Source organism: Kitasatospora sp. NPDC036755 (assembly GCF_040636595.1).
In the GTDB taxonomy this organism is placed as follows: Bacteria; Actinomycetota; Actinomycetes; order Streptomycetales; family Streptomycetaceae; genus Kitasatospora.
In genome coordinates, this window is sequence record NZ_JBEZUT010000126.1 from 1 (window position 1) to 23058 (window position 23058).

A 23058-nucleotide genomic window follows, 5' to 3' on the forward strand; every position below is an offset into this window, starting at 1 on the left:
GGCCGTGGCCCTCCTGGGTGGTGACGGTGGTGCCGGGCTCGGCGGGCAGCAGGCAGGTGCGCTGGTTGGGGCGGCCGTCCACGGTGGCGAGGCAGCGAGCGGGAAGAGCAGGAAGCTGGCGACGTGCACCGCCCGGTGCTGCCACCAGGGGCGGTGAGGTGTCGGGAGCTGGGACGGCAGGGGCGGGGGAGGCGGCGGATACACGGAGGAGCTGCGTCCTTCTTGTGGTGGCTTCGTGGTGAACCCGATCACCGTATATGGACCACATAAGGAGATGATCGGATGCGTCCGGAATCGACTCCGGAACGTGACCTCCGTCCCCGCCTCCGGTGCGGCTCCCGCGCCCCGTCCGCGCCGGCGCGTCAACTACTTGTGAGTAGAGCCCCGATGTGGTTGTCGGATGATGCCTCCTGTGGAACAACTGATGAGTTGACGTCGAATCAGGAGGACTCGGATGAGGGCTCTGACCCGCCTCGCGCCATCGGTGTTACTCACCACCGCACTGCTCTGGTCCAGCGTCGGGCCGGCCGGTGCCGCGGCCCCGCCGGCGAAGGTGCCGGAGGCGGTGGGCTGGGGCGGGGCGGTGGCCACCGTCGACGCCGACGCCACCGCGGCCGGCATCGAGGTGCTGCGCAAGGGCGGCAACGCGGTGGACGCGGCCGTCGCCGCCGCCGCGGCCCTGGGCGTCACCGAGCCGTACTCCTCCGGCATCGGCGGCGGCGGGTACTTCGTCTACTACGACCACGCCACCGGCCGGGTGCACACCATCGACGGCCGCGAGACGGCCGGCCGCACCGCCGACACCGGCCTGTTCCTGGAGGACGGCAAGCCCCTGGCCTTCGCCGACGCCGTCACCAGCGGCCTGTCCGTCGGGGTCCCCGGCACCCCCGCCACCTGGGACGCGGCGCTGCGCCGCTGGGGCACCCGCTCGCTGGCCCAGAACCTCGAACCGGCCGAGCGGATCGCCGACGGCGGCTTCGTCGTGGACGACACCTTCCGCAACCAGACCGCGGACAACTACGCCCGGTTCAAGGACTTCCCGGCCACCGCCAAGCTCTACCTGCCGAACGGCAAGCCCCCCGAGACCGGCAGCGTGCTGCGCAACCCCGACCTCGCCGCCACCTACCGGCTGCTCGCCAAGGACGGCGTAAAAGCCTTCTACCAGGGCGAGTTGGCCGGGGACATCGCCGACACGGTGCAGCACCCGCCGGTCGACCCGGCCTCCGGCCGCAACGCCCGCCCCGGCAGGGTCGACACCACCGACCTCGCCGACTACCGGGTCCGGGACCAGGCGCCCACCCACGTCTCCCACGGTGCCTACGACGTCTACGCGATGGCCCCCTCCAGCTCCGGCGGCACCACCGTCGGCGAGGCGCTCAACATCCTGGAGGACGGTGGCGACGTCTCGGCGTACAGCGGCACCCAGTACTACCACCACTTCCTGGAGGCCTCCCGGATCTCCTTTGCGGACCGCAACCGCTGGGTCGGCGACCCGGCCTTCAACGACGTCCCCACCAAGCAACTGCTCTCCGAGCGCTACGCCGCCTCCCGGGCCTGCCTGATCAGCCCGGACCACGCGCTCACCAGCCCGCTCGCCCCCGGCGACCCGCGCCACCCGGCCCCCTGCGCCGACACCGGCCAGGCGGTCTCCGAGCCGTACGAGGGCCCCAACACCACCCACCTGACGGTCGCCGACCGCTGGGGCGACATCGTCTCCTACACGCTCACCATCGAGCAGACCGGCGGCAGCGGCATCACCGTCCCCGGCCGGGGCTTCCTGCTCAACAACGAGCTGACCGACTTCGACTTCACCCCGCTCGCCCCCGGCGTCCCCGACCCCAACCTGCCGGGCCCGGGCAAGCGGCCGCGCTCCTCGATGTCCCCGACGATCGTGCTGCGCGACGGCGAGCCGCTGCTCGCCACCGGCAGCCCGGGCGGCGCGACCATCATCACCACCACCCTCCAGGTGCTGCTCGGGCGCCTGGACCGGGGCCTGAGCCTGGAGCAGGCCATCGCCGCTCCGCGCGCCAGCCAGCGCAACAGCGCCACGACCCAGGCCGAGCCCGGCTTCCTGGCGCTGCCGGAGCGGGCCGCGCTGGAAGGACTCGGGCACGGTTTCGTCAACGGCGGCGAGATCGGTGCCGCCACCGGCGTGGAGCGGCTGCCGGACGGCCGCTGGGTGGCCGCCGCCGAACCGGTGCGACGCGGCGGCGGCTCGGCCGCGGTGGTCCGGCCCACGCGCTGATCGGGCCGGCCTGTCGGTGCCGGGCGGTATGTTCGGGGTGGGCCACCCTCGTGAGGGGCGGCCCACCCCGTCCGCATGTCCATCCGGACGCCCGTCCGCACCGAACCACCGGGAAGGCCGCCCGCCGTGACCGTCCGCATCGCCACCTGGAACATCAACTCCGTCACCGCGCGGCTGCCCAAGCTCCTGGAGTGGCTGGAGAGCGCCAAGCCCGACGTGCTCTGCCTCCAGGAGCTCAAGTGCGCGGCCGACGCCTTCCCGTACGAGGCGGTCCGCGAGCTCGGCTACGAGACGGCCGCGCACGGCAGCGGCCGCTGGAACGGCGTCGCGATCCTCTCCCGGATCGGCCTGGACGACGTCGTGCGCGGCCTTCCCGACCAGCCCGGCTACCTCGCCGACGGCGCCCTGCTGCCCGAGGTCGAGCCGCGGGCCGTCGCCGCGACCTGCGGACCGGTCCGGGTCTGGTCGGTCTACGTGCCCAACGGCCGGGAGGTCGGCCACGCGCACTACCAGTACAAGCTGGAGTGGCTGGAGGCGCTGCGCAAGGCCGCCGCCGAGGACGCCGCCGGCTCCCGCCCGTTCGCCGTCCTCGGGGACTTCAACATCGCCCCGACCGACGAGGACGTCTTCGACACCGCCGCCTTCGAGGGCCTCACCCACGTCACCCCGGTCGAGCGCGCGGCGCTGGCGGCCCTCGGCGAGATCGGCCTCCAGGACGTGCTGCCCCGCCCGCTCAAGTACGACCGCCCCTACACCTACTGGGACTACCGCCAGCTGGCCTTCCCCAAGAACCGGGGCATGAGGATCGACCTCACCTACGCCAACAAGGCCTTCGCCGACGCCGTCTCCGACAGCTACGTGGACCGCGAGGCCCGCAAGGGCAAGGGCACCTCGGACCACGCGCCGGTCGTGGTGGACCTCGACCTCTGAGCCGTACGGCGGGCGCCGCGGCCGGTGCCGGGCCCGCCTCGGCGGGCGTCACGACGGGTCACGGGTGGTAACCCGAACGGTCGTGAGCGCTGGCCGAGCGCGGGGCGGGTGCCTACCGTCGGTGAGTGACCGGATGCAGTCGATCGACCACGTGGACATGGGAGTCCCCCGGCTGCGCCCGAGAATCCCGGAGGTTCCGGCATGCGCCCCATGCGTACGGCCGCCGCCGCCCTGATCGGCGCGACGGCGCTGACCGGCCTGACGGCCCCCCTCGCATCCGCCAGGGACGGCTCGGCCTCGGTCAGCCCGTCCCAGGCCGCACCGGGCCAGACCGTGACGGTCACGGTCTCCTGCGAGAAGTCGGACAAGCCCGACGCCAAGACCATCACCGCCCGCTCCGCCGCGTTCGAGGGCGGTCCGGCGACCCTCACCCTGGGGCCCGACGGCAAGCACAGCGGCTCCGCCAGGCTGGCCGGCCAGCACGCCGGGGACAGCAAGGTCGACGGCACCTGCCCGGACGGCGGCGCCTTCGCCACCACCGTCACGGTCACCACCGTGGCCTCCACCGTCCCCGGCCGCGGCTCCGACAAGAACCCCCAGACGAATCCTGACCGGGGCCTCGGCGAATGGGGCGAGGCGGCGGGGGAGTGGGCTGGGTCACTCGGGCAGTCCGGTGCCGGCGGCCAGCAGGTCGCCCCGCACGGAGCGGTGCAGACCGGCCTCGGCGGCTCGGTCGCGGCGAACCCGGTGGAGCTCGCCGGCGGTCTCGCGCTGGTCGCCGGCGGTGTCGGCGGCTTCTGGCTGCTGCGCAGGCGCGGCGCCTGACGTCCCCAGCCCCCGCGCGCGCCCGCGCGCCCCTGGCCGCGCCGCCGGGTCCCGACCGGACCGGCAGCGCGGCGGCGTGTCAGGCGGTCCGCGGAGCGGCGCTCCCGCTGCTCTCGCCGATCCCGCCGGCTTCCTCGCCGCCCTCGCGGTGGAGCCGGTCCTGGTGCCGGAGGGTGCCGTCGGCCAGCAGGTACTGGGCCAGCACATAGGTCGCCATGATCCAGAACTGATGGCCCGGCAGCTCCCGCCACTTGGCCAGCTGGGTGGCGATCAGAGTGTCGGAGAGCAGGAACAGCGCGCCGCCCAGCCCGGTTCGCCAGCCCAGCCCGGCCGAGGTGACGGCCGTCGAGGCGAGCAGCAGGCTGTAGCCGGCCACCGGGACGCGCAGGTCCCCGAGGTCCGGCCAGAGCTGTCCGACCAGGGCCACCCAGGCCGTCGCGTACGCGGCCGCGACCACCAGGGCGCGGCGGCGGTCGGTGAGCGCCCCGCGCTGGACGAACATCGTCACGTAGCAGACGTGCGCGGCCGCGAACGAGCCCATGCCCGCGAGGAAGGCGGGGTCGTTCTTCAGCTGGAGCAGCACGTCCCCGCCGGCGCTCAGCAGCAGCGCCGGTGCCAGCAGCTTCGGCGCCTCGCGGCCGGCCTTCGCGGCGGCCGCCACGCTGTGCGCGGCCAGCAGCGGCATCAGGGCCGGCTTGGTGGCGTTCTGGAGCACCGAGGCGCCGGAGGCGATCGCGCCCAGGTGGGCCGCCGAGGTGGCCGCGAAGCCGCCCAGCAGGCCGGTGGCCGAGCGCAGACGTGCCCCGAGGCCGGCGCGGGTGGTGGTCCGGACAGTCATGGGTGGCCTCTCGGTGGTCCGCTGCTTCGGACCGACCCTAGAGGAGCCGGACCGGCGGCGGAAGGGCGGGTTACCGGTGCGTAACCCCGGTGGGGAGCGGCGGATGACGGGGCGGCCGGTGAGCGGAGCGCGGGCGGCCGCTTCGAGGGCTCTTGCGGAGACTTCCTCAGGACGGCGGTTGCTGCCGTCGGGTGACCCGGGCACCGTCTAGTCTGGACCCCGACATGGATCAGCAGGACTACGCGGTCGGCGCCACCCGGGTGGCCGCCGGCAGGCCGGACGGGCGCAGGGGCGGGGCAGGACGGGGAACCGCCCACGCCGTCCTCGCCGTACGCGAAGCCGGGCCCGCCGACGGCCCGACGCTCTCGCCGGACCCCGGACTGCTGCGCCTGGCCCACTGGTTCGCCGCCGCCGCGCCCGGCACCGCCGACGACCTCTGCGCCGCCTCCTTCGGCCTCTACCCCGCCCGCCACCTCGGTGCCGCCGCGGAACCCGCCGCCGACCCCGACGTCAGCTGGTGGCACGGCCCCAGCGCGCACCCGGCCGCGCCCGTACGCCCCCGCGAGGACCGCACCGAGGGTGGCCTGCGCCGGGCCCGGCGCGACGACGCCGAACTGCCCGTCGTCCGGTCAGGTGCCAAGCCGGGCGGGCCGGGGCGGCACCGCAGGCCCGAACGGACCCGGGTGGCACCGCCCACCGTGATCGCGCAGGATCGTTCCGGCGAGGAGCTCCCGGCGGCCGAACGCCGGATCGCCGCCCGGCTCCTGCTCGCCCACCCGCTGGTCACCGCCTCCGGCCCGCACGCCGACGGCTTCCCGCTGATCCGCCGTCACCGCGACTGGCTCGCCGAGCGCTTCGACGCCCTGCTCGGCTACCGCCTCGTGGTCGGCCCCTGGCACGCCCGGCTCTGCAAGGCCGGCCTCGGCCCCGACGCCGCCCGGCGCCTCGAACACCCCGTCACCGGCGTGCCGTTCACCCCGGCAGGGTATGCCCAACTCGCCCTCGCGCTGGCCCTGTTGGTCGACGCCCCGGAAGAGCTGGGCTACCGGCGGCTGCTCGACGCGATGGCCGCCGCCGCGCCCGAGCTCGCCGCCGAACCGGCCGACCTCGCCATGGCGCTGGCCGCGTTGGCGAGCTGGCAGGTGCTCGGCGAGCTGCCGGCCGACCAGACCGACGACTCCTTCGTGCTGACCGTGGACCGCGAACTCGCCCGGGCCGTCCCGGCCGGTCCGCCCGCCCTCGCCGACGACGCCGCCGACCTGATCCGCCGCGCGGCCGAGGCCGAACCCGCCACCGCCGTCCGCCGCCTGCTCGCCGAGACACCGGCCGTCCTGGCCGCCGACCTCCCCCAGGAGCACCGCGCCTGGCTGCGGGAGCACCGGCTCAGCGGCCCCGCGGCGCTCGCCGAGTTCCTCGGCCTGGAGGCCGAACTGCGCGCCGAGGGCGTCGCCCTGCTCGACCCGGCCGCCGAACTCACCGACCTGGCCCTCCCCGGTACCGGCACCCTTGCCCAGGCCGCCCTGCTGTTGGTCGAGCGCCTGGTCGAGGAGGTCCGCCCGCTGCCCGACGAACCGGTGACCGGCGACGTCCCGATCCCGGACGCGCTGATAGACGGCGTCCTAGGCGACATCGCGGACGAGTACGGCCTCCCCGCCCGCTACCTCGCCGACCGCACCGCCCTGCGGCGCGACGCCCTCGACCTGCTGCACCGCCTCGCCCTGATGACCCCCACCCCCCACCCCACCCGCCCTCCGGCCTGGCGCCTGCGCCCCCCGGCCGCCCGCTACGCCCCGGCCCCCGACCTCCACCCCACTCCCGGCACCGGCCGCCACTCCCGCCCCGGTCCGCTGATCCCGCCCCCGGCCGTCCCCCGCGCCGAACAGTGGGCGTAGGGGCGGCGTCCCGTCGGGCGGCGTGACGCCCCGGTCGCCGCGTCGGCCCGCGCCGTGGGCGCGGGCAGTGAAATGCACCGGGTCCGGGGTGTGGACCGCGGTGCTGGGCGGGGCAGGTCGCCCCTGTGGACGGGCGGGTGCTACTTGCTGGCGGAGGCGGTGGCGAGGGGGCCGTGTTCGACGGTCTCCACGGTGGCGCCGACGCCCAGCGTGCCGAGGGCGATGGAGGCGAGGACGGCGGTGACGGCGAGCAGCCGGCGGTGCCGTTGGGGCAGGGGGAAGCGCGGGTCCTGGTAGGGCGCCTGAGGGCTGGCGTTCATGACAGGGAGGTTTCCAGGGCGGTGTGAACGGTCGGTACGCGGGGGTGAAGTCCGGACGGGGGTTGGGCGTCGGCTGGCCGCATACGCCCCATCCGTCGCCGGGCGGGGCGTATGCGCTGGTCAGCGGCGCTTTCCCGAGTCGCCGACGGCCTCCCGGACGGCGTCCCGCAGACCGTGCGGCGGGTGGAAGCGGGCCGGTGCGGCGGCCGGGTCCTCGCGGAGTTCCTTGACCAGCGAGACGCACAGCAGCAGCATCACCACCACGAACGGCAGCGCGACCAGGATCGTCGCGTTCTGGAGCGCGGTGAGCCCGCCGGCCAGCAGCAGGGCCGCCGCGACCCCGCCCATCAGCACGCCCCAGACCACCACCAGCCAGGTGCGCGGATGCAGCGAGCCCCGGCTGGAGAGCGAGCCGAGCACCAGCGAGGCCGAGTCGGCGCTGGTGATGAAGAAGGTCATCACCAGCAGCACCGCGACCACGCTGGTCACCGAGCCGAGCGGTAGCGAGCGCAGCATCTCGAACAGCGAGGCCTCCGGGCCCTGGGGGATGGTCGCGACCAGGTCGGCCGCGCCGGTGGTGACCAGCCGGATCGCGGTGCCGCCCATCACGCAGAACCAGACGACCGTCGCTCCGCTGGGCACCAGCAGTACGCCGAGCAGGAACTGCCGGATGGTGCGGCCGCGTGAGATCCGCGCGATGAAGGTGCCGACGAAGGGCGCCCAGGAGAGCCACCAGGCCCAGTAGAAGATCGTCCAGGAGCCGAGCCAGCCCTCGTCGGTGAACGCGCCGGTCTGGGTGGACATCGCGAGCAGGTCGGAGAGGTAGCCGCCGACCGAGGAGGGGATCGCGTCCAGGGCGAACACCGTCGGGCCGAACACGAAGACGAAGAGCATGATCAGCGAGGCCAGGACGACGTTCGCGGTGGAGAGCCACTTCACGCCCTTGTGCACCCCGGAGAACGCGGAGACCACGAACGCGGCGGTCAGCGAGCCGATGATGACCAGCTGGGCGTTCTGGGTGTTGCGGACGGAGGAGATGTAGCCGAGTCCGTCGGCGACCTGGAGCGCGCCGAGGCCGAGGCTGGTCGCGGAGCCGAAGACGGTGGCGAACACCGCCAGCAGGTCGATCGTCCGCCCGGCCCAGCCGTCCGCACCCCGCTGTCCGATCAGCGGGACGAAGGCGGCGGAGATCCGGTTGCCCCGGCCCTTGCGGAAGGTGGTGTAGGCGAGGGCCAGACCGCCGACCGCGTAGATCGCCCACGGGTGCAGGGTCCAGTGGAAGAGCGAGAACTCCAGGGCCTGCTGGGCGGCGGCCGCGCTCTGCGGCTCCAGGCCGGAGCCGGGCTGCGGGGCGGCGAAGAGCTGGAGCGGCTCGCCGACGCCGTAGAACATCAGGCCGATGCCCATGCCGGCGCTGAACATCATGGCGATCCAGGCGAGGGTGGAGAACTCGGGTTCGTCGTCGTCGCGGCCGAGCCGGATCCGGCCGAAGCGGCTGAACGCGAGCAGCACGCTGAGTGCCAGGAAGACGTCGCCGGCCACCACGAACAGCCAGCCGAAGTTGTGCAGCACCCAGCGGAGCGCGGTGTCGGAGGTACGGCCGAGCGAGTCCTCGGCGAAGATGCCCCAGGCGACCACCGCCAGCACCAGGACCGCGCCGATGCCGAACACCGCCCGGTCGGCCGGAAGGGTCGCGGAGGGTTCGTCGGGCTCCTCCGCGGGCTGGTCGGGCGGGGGTGGCTGGCTGCTCATCGGATGGACCTCTCGACATGCCGGACGTGCTCGGCGCACTCGGAAGACAGGCTGTATGTCGCACTATGTCCAGTTCGCTCCGGGAGCGGGGGGACGGCGCGCCGGGAAGCGCCGGCTCGGGACCTACGTCCCGTCAGGCCGCCCGCCCGGGGTGGCCGACAAGGGCCCGTCCCCGGCGGGCCGGGGTTTCGCCGGGGGCGGGAACGGTAGGAGTCCGGATCGGTGGGAGGGGCGAGCCGGGAGGCCGAAGCCCGCCCCGGCGGCCTTCGGCCCCGGCCGTGGTCGCGCGAACCGCCGAGCCGCCTGTTCCGAAACGGAAGGAACGCCGTTCATGGACGACGAGGTCCGCATTCCGAACGAAGCAGTCCCGACGCAGGACACCGCGACGCCGGACACCGCGGCGCAGGACACCGCGGCGCAGGACTCCCCGGCGGAGGGCGTCGCGGCGCGGGACGTCGCCGCGCGGGGCACCCCGGTGCCGGGCGCGCAGGACGTCCGGGAGGGCGCGCGGGAGGGCGCGCGGGAGGGCGCGCGCTCCGAGGGGATGGGTCGCAGGACGCTGCTGCGGGCGGTCACCGCCGTCCCGCTGCTCGCCGCGCCGCTCCCGGCCGTCCCGCTGCTCACCGCGGGCCGGGCGGCCGCCGACGGGGCGCCCGAGTCGCTGCCCGGGATCGTCAAGCCGCTGCCCGCCGAGTGGTTCGTCCGGCACGACACCAACGCCGAGACCCGCTGGGACGCCTTCCGCGACGCCGACGGCGGCGCCGCCCTCGGCCGCCACGTGCCGGTGGAGCGGTTCTTCGTCCGCAACCACACCAGCACCCCGCTGATCGACCCCGACACCTGGAGCCTCGAGCTCTTCGGCAGCGGCCTGCGCGGTGCGCCGACGGCCCAGCACCCGGTCGAGTTCGGTCTGGCGGACCTGCGGGCGCTGCCGTCCACCCGGATCAGCGCGCTGATCGAGTGCGCCGGCAACGCCCGCAGCTACTACCTCGGGCAGCAGGGCCAGACCGTCCCGGGCACGCCGTGGAGGCTCGGCGGCGTCGGCTCGGCGAGCTGGCGGGGCGTCCGGCTGGCCGAGGTGCTGCGGGCCGCCGGGCTGACCGGGGCGGCCGTGGACGTGCTGCCCACCGGCCTGGACCCGGATTACGTCACCGGCGGCACCAACTACGGTCCGGTGCGCCGCCCGCTGCCGATCGCCAAGGCGCTGGACGACGTGCTGGTCGCGTACGAGATGAACGGCGAGCCGCTGACCCCGGACCACGGCGCCCCGGCCCGGCTGGTGGTGCCCGGCTGGGTGGGCGTCGCCTCGATCAAGTGGCTGGGCACCATGGAGGTCGCCGACCGGCCGCTGTACTCGCCGTGGAACACCGACTTCTACCGGATGTTCGGGCCGGACCACCCGCCCGGCGGCGGCGCCCCGCTCACCGACCAGGTGGTCAAGAGCGCCTTCGAACTGGCCGTGGGCGCGCGGCTGGCGGCGGACCGGGAGCACCGGCTGCACGGGCGCTCGTGGTCCGGGGCGGCGGCGGTGCGCTGGGTCGAGTTCAGCGCCGACGGTGGCCGGACCTGGCGGCGCGCCGAACTGCGGGACGAGCCGCGGGCCGACGGCTGGACGCGCTGGAGCATCGGCTGGCGCCCCGGGCGGCCCGGCCCGTACGAGCTGCGCGCCCGCGCGACGGACCGCCGGGGCAACACCCAGCCCGAGCGGGAGGTGTTCAACCGGGAGGGCTACCTGTTCGGTGCCGTGGTGGCCCACCCGGTGACGGCGGTCTGACCGCGAAGGGGCCCTGACCGCGGCGGCGCTCCGGGCCGGTCGGCCGGCCCGGAACGCCGGCGGGCGCTCAGCCGGTGGACTGGACCTCGTACGGGGCCGGGTACCGCGTCTCGTACGGGTTCAGCACCAGCCGCACCACGTCCTCCAGGCGCCGCCGGGCGTCCCCCAGGGTGGTGCGGCCGGTCACCCAGGCGGTCAGCTCGCCCTGCCAGGCGTGGGCGACGATGTGCCGCACCAGGTCGCTCGCGGCGGCCGGAACCTCGGCCGTCACCGCCTGCAGGGCCGTGCTGTCGGCCCGGGCCATGCCCTGGAGGGCCTCGCTGGCGAACGGGTCGGTGGAGGCGGCGACGGCCACCCGCAGCCGGGCCAGTTCGGGCTGGCGCTGGTAGGCGCGCATCCCGCCCCGGACGAACCGGACGGCCCGGTCCGTCGCCCCCAGTCCGGCCCTCGGCCCGCGCAGCTCCGCCACCAGATCGGCCAGCAACAGGCGATGCCACTCGGCGATCGCCGCGGCCAGGAGGTGGTCCTTGGAGGAGAAGTAGCGGTACGCCGTCCCCAGGGCGACTCCGGACCGCTCACAGACCTGTTTCATCTGCATCCGCTCGACGCCGATCTCGTTCACCAGGGCGAGCGCGGCCGCGATCAGGCCCTCGCGGCGTTCGAGCTGACGCGGAGACATCGCCTCCACCGGCCGTGGTGACAGGTCAACCTTGGTCACCCGCACCATGATACGGGCCGGGGCCGCTCAGGAGTATGACGCCGTCCGGCCCCCTTGCGTTCGCCGGGGAGCCACCGGGCTGCCGCGGGCGTCACGAGGGGTCGCGGACCAGCGCCTCCTGGACTGCGGAGGCGACCAGCCGGCCGTCGAGGTCGTAGAACTCGCCGAGCGCCAGGCCCCGGCCGTCCGAGGAGGACGGGCTGCGCTGGGCGAACAGCAGCCACTCGTCGGCCCGGAACGGGCGGTGGAACCACATCGCGTGGTCCAGCGAGGCCATCAGCAGCCGGGGCGGTTCGGTGCGCTGGAAGAAGTTCGGCTGCACGTCCAGCCCGACGGTGGAGGCCAGGGTGAGGTCGGACAGGTAGGTGAGCGCGCCGGCGTGCAGCAGCTGGTCGTCGTCCGGCAGCGGGGAGGCGGTGCGCATCCAGACGAACTGCTGGAGCAGCCCGGGGACGACCGGAGGCAGCCCCGGGGTGTCCGACGGGACGAACCGCAGGTCGAGGTCGCGGAACCCACCGGAGGCGGCGAGTGCCCGGCGGACCTCCTCGGGCAGCCGGGCCACGGCGTTCGGCAGCGACTCGGGGCGGGGCAGCGGCGGGATCGAGCGCCGGCGGTCGGCGGCCGGCTCGGGGTGCTTGAAGGAGACCGAGAGGGTGAAGATCTCGCTCTCCTTCTGGACCGCCGTCACCCGGCGGGTGGTGTACGAGGTGCCCTCGCGGACCCGCTCGACCAGGTAGTCGATCGGGCGGGCCGGGGAGCCCGGCCGCAGGAAGTAGCCGTGCAGCGAGTGCACCGGACGCCGGTCCCCGCAGGTGCGCCCGGCCGCGACGAGCGCCTGCGCGGCGACGTGGCCGCCGAAGGTGCGCGTCGGGGAACCGGCGTGGCAGTGCCCCCGGAACGTGTTCTCGTCCAGCCGCTCGATCTGCAGCAGCTCGGCGAACGGGGAGGCCGGCCGGGGGTGCCGTTCGGCCCGGACGTACGGTTCGGTGAGGTCGGTCACGGAGCCATAGTGGCAGAAGCCAACCGTGCCGTGGTGTGACCTGGGTAACGCCGTCTCCGGGCCATGGGAATGACGTAGAACACGTTCCATTCATCGAGTCGGCCCGAGGGTGGCCCGAGGGCGGCCCGACGGATTGTCAGTGCCCTCACCTAGCGTGCCCGGCATGACGCAATCCGCGCACGCGTACGCCTATCTGCGCCCGTCGGCGGTCCTGGACGGCGCCGACGGCCGGCGCCTCGACCTGGCCACCTCCGGCGGCGCCACCCCGCTCGGCGCCGCCGCCAACCCGCGCTTCTTCGCGGGCTTCCTGGCCGACCCGGCACCGGCCGCCGCGGCGCTACTCGCGGTCGCGGACGTCGCGGCCGCGCGCTACTACCAGCCGCAGCTGCGCGCCTCGCTCGACCCGGTGGTCACCGCCAACGGGGACCGGCTGCGCTTCGAGTCCTTCTCGGGCTGCTGCGGCGTCTACGCCCGGCTCGACGTGCTCGGGGCCGGGCTCGACGGGGACGAGATCGGCCACGGCACCACCAACGTGGACGTCAACAACCCGCTGCGCGAGGCGCTGACCAGGATCGGCCCGACCGACCCGCTGCACCTCGCGGTCGGGCCCGACGCGCTCGAGGTCACCACCTTCGACGGCCCGCTGGTCGAGAAGAAGGTCCCGCTGCCGGAGCGCTGGCTGCGCGGCTTCGCCGAGACCCAGGTGATCGCCGCGGGCTTCGAGCCGCGCGCCGAACTGCCCGCCGCCGAGGCCGTCCGGTTCCTGCGCTCGCTTCCCCGGGCCGGGCGCGGCGGTCGGGCGTCCGTCGGCTGGGTCGTCCCGTCCGGGAAGGCGCTGCGGCCGACCACCCGGCCGGTCCCGGGCGCCGTCTGCCTGCCCGGGCCCGAGCGGCTGGCGGCGCTCCAGCGGGTGCTGCGGCACGCCCTCGCCCTGCGCGTGTACGGGCCGGTGGCGACCGGGGAGCCGACCGCCTCCGCCTGGGAGGCGGTGCTCCCCGGCATGCGGCTCACCCTGACGCTGTCACCGAACGCCGCCCGGGGCTTCTCCGGTGAGGGAGGGGTGCTGGACTCGCTCGCCACCGCGGCGGTCGAGCGGGACGCCGAGCTGATCGCGGTGCTGCTGGCCTGGGAGCCCCGGATCGAGGTCGGGGACCTCGCCGCCCAGTCCGGGCTGAGTCCCGAGCGGGTCCGCGCAGCGCTCACCCGGCTGGGCACCGCCGGCCAGATCGGCTACGACACCGCCGAGGCCGCCTACTTCCACCGGCAGCTCCCGTACGACGCCGGGCGGGCCGAGGCGGCCAACCCCCGGCTGCGGGCCGCCCGGGCGCTGGTCGAGGCCGGGGCGGTACGGCTGGAGGAGGGCGGGGCGACGGCCGTCGTCACGGTGGACGACCACATCCAGCGGGTGCGGAGGGACGAGTCGGGGCGGCTCGGCTGCACCTGCCTGTGGTGGGGCAAGTACCGGGGCGGGCGCGGGCCGTGCAAGCACGCGCTGGCGGTCGGGATGGTGCGGGAGTCGGCCGCCGGGGACTCCGGGGCGGGGGCCTCGGCGATCGGGCGGGGTGTGTCGGATGCCGGGGACGCCCCGGCCGCGGGGGCCGCCGGGATCGCGGGGGCGAAGGGGGCCGGAGCGTGAACACGACGCCGGGTGCCGACCGGCAGGGGCCGGTCGACGAGCTGCTGAAGGCCGTCCGGTCGGGGCGGCTGGCGCGGATACCGGAGCTGCTGGCCGCGCTGGACGCGGCCCAGCGGCGGGCCTGCCTGCCCGCCCTCAAGGAACTGCGCAAGGAACTGCGCCAGGACTGGTCGCGGGAGGCGGCCGAGATCAGGGGCAGGCTGCTGGTGGCCGGGGCCGGCTGCCACGCCGGCCCCGCCGCCGCCGCGACCTGGCTGGCCGGCAGCGACTTCAGCAGCCGCAACTGGGCCCGGAACTCGGTGCTGCACCAGGTCGTCGAGGCCCAGCCGGTGGAGTGGCAGGTCGAGGTGGTCACCCGGCTCGCCGCCCGGCCGGTGCGGAACTGGGGCTCGTCGATGTACCCCGTGATGGAGGCCGTGGTCCGGCGCACCGGCTGCGAGGTGCCGCGCGGCGAGGCCTTCGTCCGGAGCTGGATGGACCACACCAACGACACCGGCGGCCCGCGTCCGACACTGGCCGAGACGCTGCGCCGGGACGCCTTCGCTCCGGTGCTGATACCCGAGCTGTTCGAACTCGCGGACGTCAGCTGGCCGCTGACCTTCCGGCTCAGCCCGCGCCCCGGCGACGTCTGGACGGAGGCGATCGGCGAACTGGCCGCCGCCGGCGTCGTCGACCGCGTCGAACTGCTCGACCGCTGCCTGGCCCGGCTGCTGCGCGGCGGCAAGGCGGCCGACCAGCGGGCCTTCCTGGAGGTGCTGCGGGCGCTCGACCCGACGCCCGAGGAGTACACGGCCCGGGTACGGGACGTGGTGGCACTCCTGGACGGTCTGTCGACGCTCGCCGGGCACGCCCAGGAGGTGCTCGCCGGGCTGGACGAGGCCGGTCTGATCGAGCCCGAGGTGCTCACCGAGGCCTCGTCGGTGGTGCTCTTCCGGGCCGAGAAGAAACTCGTCCGCGCCCAGCTGGCCTGGCTGGACAGGGCCGCCCGGCGGGCGCCCGAGCGCTCCGGCCCGGTCGTCCTGGCCGCGGCCGAGGCCTTCGGACATCCGGACGCGGCCCTCCAGGAACGGGCGCTGAACTTGGTGGCCCGGCACCTGAAGACGGCGGGGGAGGCGGTCCTGGCCGACCTGCGCTCCGCGGCCGGGGCGCTGAACCCGGCCCACCACCGGCGGGCCGGCGAGCTGTTCGGCGCGCCGGTCGGAGGGGGCGAGGACGACCCGGACACCGGGTGGAACGAGTTCCTGCCGCCGCCGCCCGAACCGCGTCCGCTCGGCGCGCCGATCGGCTCGGCGGGCGAACTCGCGGAGGAGCTGTCCGCCCTGCTCGCCGCCCGCGAGCCCGGTGTCGCGGACTTCGAGCGGGTGCTGGACGGGCTGGTCCGGCTGAGCCACCTCGACCGGGCGGCCCTGGCCGAGGCGGTGGAGCCGGTCCGCCGGGTGCACCCGTGGCACGGCCCGAGCAGCTGGGGGGACTGCTCACCCCGGGACATCCTCCACGTGGTGGCCGGGGTGGCCGACGGCGCGCCGCAGTGGAAGCTCTGGGACCACATCGGCGGCAAGGGCCGCGCCAAGCTGCGCGGACCGCGCACCACCGTGCACGGGGCCGTCCTCGCCGCGCGGCTGGAGGAGGCGGCCGGGCAGGTCGTCCAGGCCCGGCTGCCGTACCTGCTCGCCACCCCGACCGACGCCACCGGCGCCCTGGACGCGGCCGTGCTCGTCGAGCGGCTCGCCGGGTACGAGGCGGCGGACGTCACGCCGGGCCAGGCCGACCTCTCCCAGGCCCTGCTGCGGGTCGGCCCCGCCGACGCGGCGGTGCTGCGGGCCGCCGAGGACCTCACCTCCCCGGTCGGTCGCCGGCTGGCGCACTGGCTGCGCACCGGCGGACTGCCCGGGCAGCCGTCCGAGCGGGTGCTGTTCGCCCCCGGCAAGGGGCTGCGGCGCACCAACGTGCACGGGGACCGCTGGTGGGAGGAGATCGAACGGGTCGCCGTCTCCCAGCCCGGCATCGGCAGCGGGCCGAGTGGGCCGGGCCGCGAGCGGCTCCCGCGCGAGTTCCGGGCCCTGCTGGAGGGCACCGAGCCCAGCGTGGCCCGCGCCCGCACGGTGTACGACTGGAGCTGGCGGCCCGTCGCGCACTGGTTCGCGATGCTCCCCTGGCACCGGGAGGAGCTGGCCGCGCGCTGGCTCGACCCCTTCGCCGAGGGCGCCGACCGGGACGAGCGCGGCGCGGGCCGCCACCTGCCGCTGCTCGCCGAGGCCGGCGGCCCGGCCGGGCTGGCGCTGCACCTGGCGCTGGCGTACGGCCTGGGCGCCCGGCACGGCGAGGACCGGACGGCGGCGGTGGACGCCCTGCTGGTGCTCGCCGCGCGCGGGGACCTGGACGGCGCGCTGCTCGGTCGTGAGCTCGGCGCCCTGGTGGCCTGCGGCACGGTGATGCCCGCCCGGCTGGCGGCGGCGCTCACCATGGCGGCCGAGACCGGCGCCCGGGCGACGGTCTGGTCGGTGCTCGGGCCGGCCCTGCCGGGCCTGCTCGGGACGGCCGATCCGTCGACCCGCGGGCTGGGTGACCTGATCGCACTCGCCACCGACTGTGCCCGGCGCACCGCGGCCCGCGGGCCGGTCGCCGAGGTGACGGCGGCGGCCGAGCGCGGCGGCTCGGGCCGGGTGGTCAAGGAGGCGCGGGCCCTGCGGGACGTCCTCGGGGGCTGAGCGGGGCGGAGGGGCGGAGGGGGGCCGAGGGGGGCCGAGGGGCTCGGGAGGGCTTTCCAGCGCAGAGCGTCCAGCGAACAGAGCTTCAGCGAGCAGCCTTCAGAGGCGGCCTTCGGCGAACAGATGTCAGCGAACAACTTTCAGCGAACAGATTTCGAAATCTGTTCGCTGAAAGTCGTCGTCTGTTCGCGCGCCCCGGCCGCACCGGTCGCCCGCCCCTCGGCGGTCCCCGCCGCCGCCTCCTCCTCGGTCCGCTCGTCGGTCAGTGGCGAGATACCGCGCGGGGAGGTGGCGACGGCGCGCCACCACAGTCGCAGGGCGGGCGGGGCGGCGGGTTCGAAGGGCTTGCCGGGCCGGGGCACCGCGAGCCGGGCGCCGAGCGTCTGGGCGGCGGCGACCACCCGCTCGGCCGGCTCCTCCCAGGGGTGCAGCGCGAGGTTGAAGGTGCACCAGTGGATCGGCAGCAGCAGTTCGCCGCCCAGGTCCAGGTGCGCCCGCACGCCCTCCTCCGGGGTCATGTGCACCTCGGGCCAGAAGTCGCTGTACGCGCCGACCTGCATCATCGTCGCGTCGAACGGGCCGAGCCGGCGGCCGATCTCGGCGAATCCGGGGAAGTAGCCGGTGTCCCCGCTGTGGAAGATCCGCTGCCCGCCGCCGGCCACCACCCAGGACGCCCACAGGAACAGCGCGCTGGTGCGCGGCCCGCGGCTGCAGTAGTGGCGGGCCGGGGTGGCGGTCAGGGTCAGCCCGGCGACCTCGGCCGACTCCCACCAGTCCAGTTCGACGATTCGCCCGGCCGGCACGCCCCAGTGCTCCAGGTGGGCCCCGACCCCGAGCGGGACGGCGAACACCGCGTCCGTTCCGATCAGTGCCCGCACGGTGCCCATGTCGAGGTGGTCGTAGTGGTCGTGCGAGACCACGACCACGTCCACCGGCCCGAGTTCGGACAGCGGCAGCGGCACCGGGTGCAGCCGCTTGGGCCCGGTCCAGGAGAAGGGGGAACAGCGCTCGCCCCAGACCGGGTCGAGCAGCACCCGCCGTCCGCCGATCTCGGCCAGGACCGTGGCGTGGCCCAGCCAGGTCAGCCGCAGACCGGAGTCCGGCGGTGCGGCCAGGTCGTCCGGGAGGAGCCGGTGCACCGGGACGGCGGCGACCGGCGCCCGGCGGGCCTTGTCCCCGGTCAGCTGGGCGCGGGTGATCTCCAGAGGGCTGCGCTCGTACACCAGGCGGCGGGTCGGCACCGGATTGCGGAAGGCGCCGTCGGCGAACTGCGGGGAGCGGCGGATCCGGGCCAGCCGTTCGCCCCGGGGCTCGGCGCCGAAGGCGTCGGTGCGGATCCGGTGCCAGGCGGCCCGGGGCAGTCCGGCCAGGCCGGGGACGGCGCGTTCGGTGGCGGGGCCCGCCGGCGGTGGCGCGAACTGCGAGGTCAGGCCGGCGAGACGGGAGAACCACGGGACGGGGCGGCGGGGCACGGCTCCTCCAGGGACGGGCACGGCTACCGGGCGGGCCGGGGCGCGCAGCGCTGCGGCGGGTGGGGCCGCTGCGATACGACAACCATCTCGTCGGAGATTACTCGCCGTGGGCCGTCCGGACCTGGTGGAGAGCCCCGTGCGGTCCAATCGGCGTACCGGGGAAGCGGCGCGGACCGTCTCGGGCGGGCCCCGCCCGGCCCGGGCCCGAGCGCCCGTCGGGCCGCTCGCCGGAGGGCCGCTCGCCGTCAGGTGTAGAAGCGGGTGATCGTCTCCGCGACGCAGTGCGGCTTGGCGCTGTGCTCGCTGGTCACGGTGAACCGCACCACGGCCTGGACCCCGCCCGGCACCTCGGTGGCCGAGACCAGCTCGGCGGTGGCCCTGATCGCGGTGCCCACCGGCACCGGCGCCGGGAAGCGCACCTTGTCGGAGCCGTAGTTCAGCGCCATCCGCACGCCCTCGACGGCGTAGCACTCCTTGGCCAGCACCGGGATCATCGACTGGGTCAGGTAGCCGTGGGCGATGGTCGAGCCGAACTGGCTCTCCTTGGCCCGCTCCGGGTCCACGTGGATCCACTGGTGGTCGCCGGTCGCCTCGGCGAACAGGTCGATCTGCCGCTGCTCGACGGTGTGCCACTGGCTGGTGCCCAGCTCGGTGCCGACGGCGGCGGTCAGCTCGGCGAGGGAGGCGAAGGTCGTCACGGTGCGCTCCTGGTGGGGACGGACCCGGGGAGGGATCAGGACGCCGGAAGCGTATGCCTACCCATCGGTATCTGTCAGGAGCCGAACGGAAAACCGCTGTTCGCGGGCCTGGCGTTCACGGGCCCGGTGTTCACGGGGCGGACGCCCACGGACCGGCGCTGATCGGCCCCGCGCCCATCGGCCCCGCGCCCATCGGCCCCGCGCCCATCGGCCGCCGGGCCTGGCGGCCCACCCCGCCGGATCCGGTGGGGAACAGGCGGCGGCCGCTGACCAGTTCGGGCACCAGCGCGACGAACAGCGGCTCCGGATCGCCGACCCAGGGCCGCAGGCCGGAGCGCAGCACCCGCCGGACCTGCTCGGGGTCGCTCACCACGTCGGCCCGCCCGTGCACCAGGACGCTCCAGCCGGTGCGGGTGACCGGGTCCAGCAGATCCGCCTGGAAGGCCACCACCGTGCCGTCGAGCCCGCGCGCGGTGGCACTTCCCCGGCGTACGGCGAGCACCAGCCGCCCGTCCAGGACCTCGAAGGAGACCGGCAGGACGGCCGGCAGCGCGTGCTCGGTGTACACCACGCGCCCGACGGGCACGGTGCTGAGCAGCCGCAGGCACTCGGCCTCGCTCAGGGTTTCCACACGGTCCTCACGCTCCATGCGTCCGATCGTCCTCGGTCGGCGCGCGCGTCGATAGGGCCCATGGTCCCTGAGCGGACGGGCCGGGAGCCCCGTCGGCGGCCGTTCGGGGCGGTAGCCTGCCCGGCGGGTGGAGAAATGGTGCAGGAGGGGGGACGGCCGGATGGCGGGCGGGGTCGATCTGGTGGTGATCGGGGCGGACGGCGGGCCCGACCGGGCCTTCGGGGGAGCGGCGCTCGCGCCGGACGGTGCCCGGCTGCTCGCCGACGTGCTCCCCGGGATGTGCTTCGACACCGGCGCGGCCGGCTGCCGGGTCACCGCGGTGCCGCCGGACGCGGACGCCAACGCGATGCTCACCGCGGTACGGGACGCCGCCCAGCACCCCGGCCGCTGGCTTCTGGTCTGCCTGGTCGGCCAGTTGGTGGCCGATCCGCGCGGGCGCCGGCTGGCCCTCGTCACCGCCGGCAGCACCCCGGACAACGCCTACCGCCGGGGCCTCGCCTGGGACTGGGTGGTCAGCGCGATGGTGCACGGGGACCAGGAGGAGGCGCTGCTGCTGGTCGACGCGGCGGTCGACCGGGACGCCTGGGCGGCGCTGGAGCGCGGCGAGGACGGCGCGGGCGAACTGCTGAGCTACTCGAGGGTCCCGCTGTGGGGCCGGATCGGCCGCTTCAGCCCGGGCAGCCGTTACGCCCCGGGCAGACGCGGCCGGGACGCCGTCCTGCCGGGCGGGGAGGGCTCGTTCAGCCGGGCCCTGACCACCGTCCTGCAGCAGGGCGTCCCGGGTGCCCCCGCGGCCGTCGCCCCGCTCGATCTCCAGCCGGCCGTGGCCGCGCTGACGGACGGTGGGGAACCGGCCGGTAGTTCGGGTGCGCCTGGCGCGCGCCTGCTCGTTCCGCCGCACGCCGGGAGGCTCCTGATGCGCAATCGGGCCGCGGTTCGGGGCGCATTGGCCGGATTGTCGCTTTCCGAAGAACTGTTGGCCGTTCTGTGGCGGGAAAGTGCCCCGACGGAACCGCCTTCCGCGTAAGGTCAGGGGGCCTGAGGTGTTGCCGTGATGGGGTGGGTTGGCGAAGAATCGATCCTCAGCGGAAACACCGGCGGGACGGCGGAATTCTCCTGGCGGCCGTGGATCGCGGATCTGGTCGGTCGCAATGAGGTGGGGCCATGCGGCAGCGCGGAAATGTGTTGCGCCCTGGGGCGGTTGGGGTCGGTGGGGCGGTTCTGGTGTTGCTGCTCGGCGCTTGCGCGGGCGGTGGTGCGGGCGGTTCCGTCGATCGCATCGGGTCGGCCGCTCCCACCGTCGCGGGAGTGAACCCGCTAACTCCTTCGGGTGGTTCGGTAAACGGCTCGATCGCGCCGACCAGCGGCCCGGAGGGCGCGATGGGGCGGCTCGCACTGAAGGTCTATCAGGACTGGTGGCAGGCCCAGGCCGAGGTCTTCGGGCGGTCGGATTCGGACGGTTACGGACTGGAGCAGCTCTCCTCCGGGCGGGCGCTGTCCGACGGCCTCGTCAGCCTCCGGCAACTGCGCGACGCCAATGCGGTGATGACCGGAACACCGCGCAATTCCCCCGTGGTCAAGGCCATTGATCTGAAAGCCGATCCGCAGACCGCCGTGATCGAGGACTGCGTCGACGTGTCGGACTGGCACCGCGTCGACGCCGTCACCGGGGCCGCCAAGGATCCCGGAACGCGTCTGAACCGGTACGTCGGAACCGCTTCCCTGCGCTGGTTCCAAGCACATTGGTTGATCTACGACTTCAAACGGGAGGTGGACCGGACATGCTGAACGGCACGCGGAAACCGGCCCGGCGAATCGCGGTCGCCGTGTCGATGTCGGCCGGCTTGCTGCTGTCCTCGGCGGTGAGTGCGACCGCGGACGAACCGCCGAGCGGCGGGGCCGAGCAGTGTTCCCCGTCGGTGATCTGCGCGGACGCCCATTCCGGCGGGAAGACCCCGGCGCCCGGCGGATCGAAGCCGAGCGGTGGCGGCGGCGGTTCGGCCACCGGCCCGCAGCTGTGCGGCTACCACGAGGTCCCGTGGGCCTGCCACGACCCGGCGCTCGGCTGGTTCAGCAACAGCCTGGGCTGCTACTTCCGCCCGCTGGACAACCCGCCGCCCGCGGGCGCCCCCGAGTGGGGCGGCAACGACCCCAAGGACGGCGCGCTCTACACGAAGGTCTGCGCCCAGACCGACGGGGGCATGGGCGGCGCCGAGATCGTCTTCGAGAAGACCGCGCCGGACGGGCAGACCGTCAACGCGGAGGCCACGGCCATCCAGGACGCCTACGACAAGGTCCGCTTCGGCGCGCCCGTGGGCCGGGCCGCGCCGCAGAACACGGCGGTGGTCCACGCCCCGGTCTGGCTCTGGGCGGACGGCGCCGCGCTGCCCGCGCCCGGCAACGCGTCGGTGGGCGGGATCTCGGTCACCGTCACGCCCCGGCTGGTGAAGGCGGACTGGAGCTTCGGCGACCGCCTCCAGACCTCCTGCACCACGCCGGGCACGCCGTACGACCCCAAGTACGGCGGCGCGAAGTCCCCGGACTGCGGCTACGAGTTCGGGACCAGCTCGGCCGGCGAGAAGAACGGCGTCTTCAGCGCCACGGTGACGATGCACTGGGCGGCCGACGTCGTGGTCACCGGCGGGTCGAACCCGCGGAAGTTCACGATCAAGGGCATCAACCAGAGCAGCAAGCCCTTCGAGCTGAGGGTCGCCGAGATGCAGGTGCTCAACTGAGCGCGCCCGACCGGGCGCTACCACCCGGTCGCGATCGACCGACCGCGATCGACTGACCGCGATCGACTGACCGCGCCGGTGCGGCGATGCGCACACTGACCAGCCAGACGAGCAGAGACGAACGAGGGAAGGGCGGAACCCGGTGGAGAACCGTACGTTCGCGACGCCGGGATCCGGCACCTCCGCGGGCGCGGCGGCGTCCGTGGCACTCCCGGAGCAGCCGGAGCAGGGCGGCCCGGGCAAGGGCCGGGGACGGGCGGTGCCGCACGCTCCCGGGCGGACCATGCGGGCGCGGCGGCGCCGCCCGGCGGTGCTGGCGATGGCGGTCGCGCTGATCGCGGCCGGCGGGCTGGGCGGGGCCGTCCTCTACAACAGCACCGGCCAGCGGGTCGCGGTGCTGGCGCTGGCCCGGGACGTGCCCTGGGGGCAGGTGATCACCGAGGACGACCTGGTGATCGCCCGGATCGCGGGGGACCCGGCGCTGCACCCGGTGTCGGCCCAGGACCGGGCGAGGGCGGTCGGCATGCGGGCCGCCACCGACCTCAAGCGCGGGGCGATGCTCACCGGTTCCGACCTCGCGCAGGGCCTGTCGGTGCAGCCCGGCCAGATCGTGGTCGGGGTGTCGGCCAAGCGCAGCCAGCTGCCGGCCAGCCGGCTCCAGCCCGGCGTGCAGCTGGTGATCGTCTTCACCCCCGACAACGGCCGGGCCGACTCCCTGCCCGCCACCGTCATCACCGTCGGCCGGGTGGACACCGACGGCAGCCAGGTGATCGACGTGGCGGTCGGCACCGCGGACGGACCCCGGCTGGCGCAGTGGGTGGCGAGCGGGCGCATCCAGGTGCTGCTCGCGCCGCGCGGCGGGGCGACGGGCGGGCCCGGCGCCG

At 75.1% G+C, this 23058-nt stretch carries 19 protein-coding genes and 1 pseudogene; 11 read left to right on the forward strand and 9 right to left on the reverse strand.

All coding sequences use genetic code 11. The features are described 5' to 3' along the window. Positions 1–94, reverse strand: a pseudogene (locus AB0E96_RS20060) (2Fe-2S iron-sulfur cluster-binding protein); the annotation flags it as partial. 360 nt (positions 95–454) lie between these two features. On the opposite strand from AB0E96_RS20060, the gene ggt reads away from it, so the two are divergent. From ggt to AB0E96_RS20075, 3 genes are all read left to right on the forward strand, one after another. After that, entirely contained in the window at positions 455–2245 is a 1791-nt protein-coding gene (gene ggt / locus AB0E96_RS20065; RefSeq protein ID WP_359825353.1) for a gamma-glutamyltransferase, read from the forward strand. A gap of 75 nt (positions 2246–2320) precedes the next feature. Further along, positions 2321–3175, forward strand: coding sequence for an exodeoxyribonuclease III (locus AB0E96_RS20070; RefSeq protein ID WP_359825356.1), 855 nt, complete (start codon positions 2321–2323; stop codon positions 3173–3175). Positions 3176–3376: 201 nt separating this feature from the next. Further along, entirely contained in the window at positions 3377–4000 is a 624-nt protein-coding gene (locus tag AB0E96_RS20075) for a hypothetical protein (protein ID WP_359825359.1), read from the forward strand. A gap of 79 nt (positions 4001–4079) precedes the next feature. Here the strand turns inward: AB0E96_RS20075 and AB0E96_RS20080 are convergent, their stop codons facing one another. Continuing rightward, the gene (locus AB0E96_RS20080) at positions 4080–4838 is read right to left on the reverse strand and encodes a lysoplasmalogenase (protein ID WP_359825362.1); all 759 of its coding nucleotides are present in this window, start codon (positions 4836–4838) and stop codon (positions 4080–4082) included. A gap of 224 nt (positions 4839–5062) precedes the next feature. On the opposite strand from AB0E96_RS20080, the gene AB0E96_RS20085 reads away from it, so the two are divergent. Further along, the gene (locus AB0E96_RS20085) at positions 5063–6730 is read left to right on the forward strand and encodes a DUF2398 family protein (protein WP_359825364.1); all 1668 of its coding nucleotides are present in this window, start codon (positions 5063–5065) and stop codon (positions 6728–6730) included. Positions 6731–6870: 140 nt separating this feature from the next. Here the strand turns inward: AB0E96_RS20085 and AB0E96_RS20090 are convergent, their stop codons facing one another. Further along, the gene (locus AB0E96_RS20090; RefSeq protein ID WP_359825366.1) at positions 6871–7050 is read right to left on the reverse strand and encodes a hypothetical protein; all 180 of its coding nucleotides are present in this window, start codon (positions 7048–7050) and stop codon (positions 6871–6873) included. 120 nt (positions 7051–7170) lie between these two features. Beyond that, positions 7171–8802: a BCCT family transporter gene (locus AB0E96_RS20095; protein ID WP_359825369.1), complete on the reverse strand. Its 1632-nt coding sequence runs from the start codon at positions 8800–8802 to the stop codon at positions 7171–7173. Positions 8803–9133: 331 nt separating this feature from the next. Between AB0E96_RS20095 and AB0E96_RS20100 the strand changes: the two genes are divergently transcribed. Next, on the forward strand, positions 9134–10576 hold the full coding sequence (locus tag AB0E96_RS20100; protein ID WP_359825371.1) for a sulfite oxidase: 1443 nt from the start codon (positions 9134–9136) through the stop codon (positions 10574–10576). A gap of 67 nt (positions 10577–10643) precedes the next feature. Here AB0E96_RS20100 and AB0E96_RS20105 read toward each other — a convergent pair whose 3' ends face one another. Further along, positions 10644–11294 (reverse strand): TetR/AcrR family transcriptional regulator, encoded by a 651-nt coding sequence (locus AB0E96_RS20105; protein ID WP_359825374.1) that lies wholly within the window; start codon positions 11292–11294, stop codon positions 10644–10646. Between the two features lie 91 nt (positions 11295–11385). Then, positions 11386–12225: an acyl-CoA thioesterase II gene (locus AB0E96_RS20110; protein ID WP_359825395.1), complete on the reverse strand. Its 840-nt coding sequence runs from the start codon at positions 12223–12225 to the stop codon at positions 11386–11388. 232 nt (positions 12226–12457) lie between these two features. On the opposite strand from AB0E96_RS20110, the gene AB0E96_RS20115 reads away from it, so the two are divergent. Further along, complete coding sequence (locus AB0E96_RS20115) at positions 12458–13930, forward strand: SWIM zinc finger family protein (RefSeq protein ID WP_359825376.1); 1473 nt, start codon at positions 12458–12460, stop codon at positions 13928–13930. Further along, a complete protein-coding gene (locus AB0E96_RS20120; RefSeq protein ID WP_359825378.1) occupies positions 13927–16638 on the forward strand; it encodes a DUF6493 family protein in 2712 nt (903 codons plus the stop codon). The genes AB0E96_RS20115 and AB0E96_RS20120 overlap by 4 nt, the downstream gene beginning before the upstream one ends. A gap of 140 nt (positions 16639–16778) precedes the next feature. Here the strand turns inward: AB0E96_RS20120 and AB0E96_RS20125 are convergent, their stop codons facing one another. The 3 genes from AB0E96_RS20125 to AB0E96_RS20135 all read right to left on the reverse strand — a co-directional run bounded on the left by AB0E96_RS20125 (position 16779) and on the right by AB0E96_RS20135 (position 19457). Continuing rightward, positions 16779–18008, reverse strand: a complete 1230-nt coding sequence (locus AB0E96_RS20125; protein WP_359825397.1) for an MBL fold metallo-hydrolase — start codon at positions 18006–18008, stop codon at positions 16779–16781. Between the two features lie 347 nt (positions 18009–18355). Then, positions 18356–18808: a MaoC family dehydratase gene (locus AB0E96_RS20130; RefSeq protein WP_359825380.1), complete on the reverse strand. Its 453-nt coding sequence runs from the start codon at positions 18806–18808 to the stop codon at positions 18356–18358. Positions 18809–18938: 130 nt separating this feature from the next. Further along, positions 18939–19457, reverse strand: coding sequence for a pyridoxamine 5'-phosphate oxidase family protein (locus tag AB0E96_RS20135; protein WP_359825383.1), 519 nt, complete (start codon positions 19455–19457; stop codon positions 18939–18941). Between the two features lie 142 nt (positions 19458–19599). On the opposite strand from AB0E96_RS20135, the gene AB0E96_RS20140 reads away from it, so the two are divergent. From AB0E96_RS20140 to AB0E96_RS20155, 4 genes are all read left to right on the forward strand, one after another. Beyond that, positions 19600–20466 (forward strand): hypothetical protein, encoded by an 867-nt coding sequence (locus AB0E96_RS20140; RefSeq protein ID WP_359825385.1) that lies wholly within the window; start codon positions 19600–19602, stop codon positions 20464–20466. A 137-nt stretch (positions 20467–20603) separates the two neighbouring features. Next, a complete protein-coding gene (locus AB0E96_RS20145; protein ID WP_359825387.1) occupies positions 20604–21227 on the forward strand; it encodes a hypothetical protein in 624 nt (207 codons plus the stop codon). Continuing rightward, the gene (locus tag AB0E96_RS20150) at positions 21221–22174 is read left to right on the forward strand and encodes a hypothetical protein (protein ID WP_359825390.1); all 954 of its coding nucleotides are present in this window, start codon (positions 21221–21223) and stop codon (positions 22172–22174) included. Before AB0E96_RS20145 ends, AB0E96_RS20150 begins: the two co-directional genes overlap by 7 nt. 142 nt (positions 22175–22316) lie before the next feature. Continuing rightward, positions 22317–23058: SAF domain-containing protein (locus AB0E96_RS20155; protein ID WP_359825392.1), on the forward strand; the 742-nt coding region annotated here is incomplete at its 3' end.

Coding starts and splice junctions, on each gene's coding strand:
- AB0E96_RS20085 (WP_359825364.1), top strand. CDS start 5,063: ATGGATCAGCAGGACTACGCGGTCGGCGCCACCCGGGTGGCCGCCGGC.
- AB0E96_RS20135 (WP_359825383.1), bottom strand. CDS start 19,457: ATGGAGCGTGAGGACCGTGTGGAAACCCTGAGCGAGGCCGAGTGCCTG.
- AB0E96_RS20075 (WP_359825359.1), top strand. CDS start 3,377: ATGCGCCCCATGCGTACGGCCGCCGCCGCCCTGATCGGCGCGACGGCG.
- AB0E96_RS20080 (WP_359825362.1), bottom strand. CDS start 4,838: ATGACTGTCCGGACCACCACCCGCGCCGGCCTCGGGGCACGTCTGCGC.
- AB0E96_RS20090 (WP_359825366.1), bottom strand. CDS start 7,050: ATGAACGCCAGCCCTCAGGCGCCCTACCAGGACCCGCGCTTCCCCCTG.
- ggt (WP_359825353.1), top strand. CDS start 455: ATGAGGGCTCTGACCCGCCTCGCGCCATCGGTGTTACTCACCACCGCA.
- AB0E96_RS20150 (WP_359825390.1), top strand. CDS start 21,221: ATGCTGAACGGCACGCGGAAACCGGCCCGGCGAATCGCGGTCGCCGTG.
- AB0E96_RS20115 (WP_359825376.1), top strand. CDS start 12,458: ATGACGCAATCCGCGCACGCGTACGCCTATCTGCGCCCGTCGGCGGTC.
- AB0E96_RS20140 (WP_359825385.1), top strand. CDS start 19,600: ATGGCGGGCGGGGTCGATCTGGTGGTGATCGGGGCGGACGGCGGGCCC.
- AB0E96_RS20145 (WP_359825387.1), top strand. CDS start 20,604: ATGCGGCAGCGCGGAAATGTGTTGCGCCCTGGGGCGGTTGGGGTCGGT.
- AB0E96_RS20095 (WP_359825369.1), bottom strand. CDS start 8,802: ATGAGCAGCCAGCCACCCCCGCCCGACCAGCCCGCGGAGGAGCCCGAC.
- AB0E96_RS20070 (WP_359825356.1), top strand. CDS start 2,321: ATGTCCATCCGGACGCCCGTCCGCACCGAACCACCGGGAAGGCCGCCC.
- AB0E96_RS20100 (WP_359825371.1), top strand. CDS start 9,134: ATGGACGACGAGGTCCGCATTCCGAACGAAGCAGTCCCGACGCAGGAC.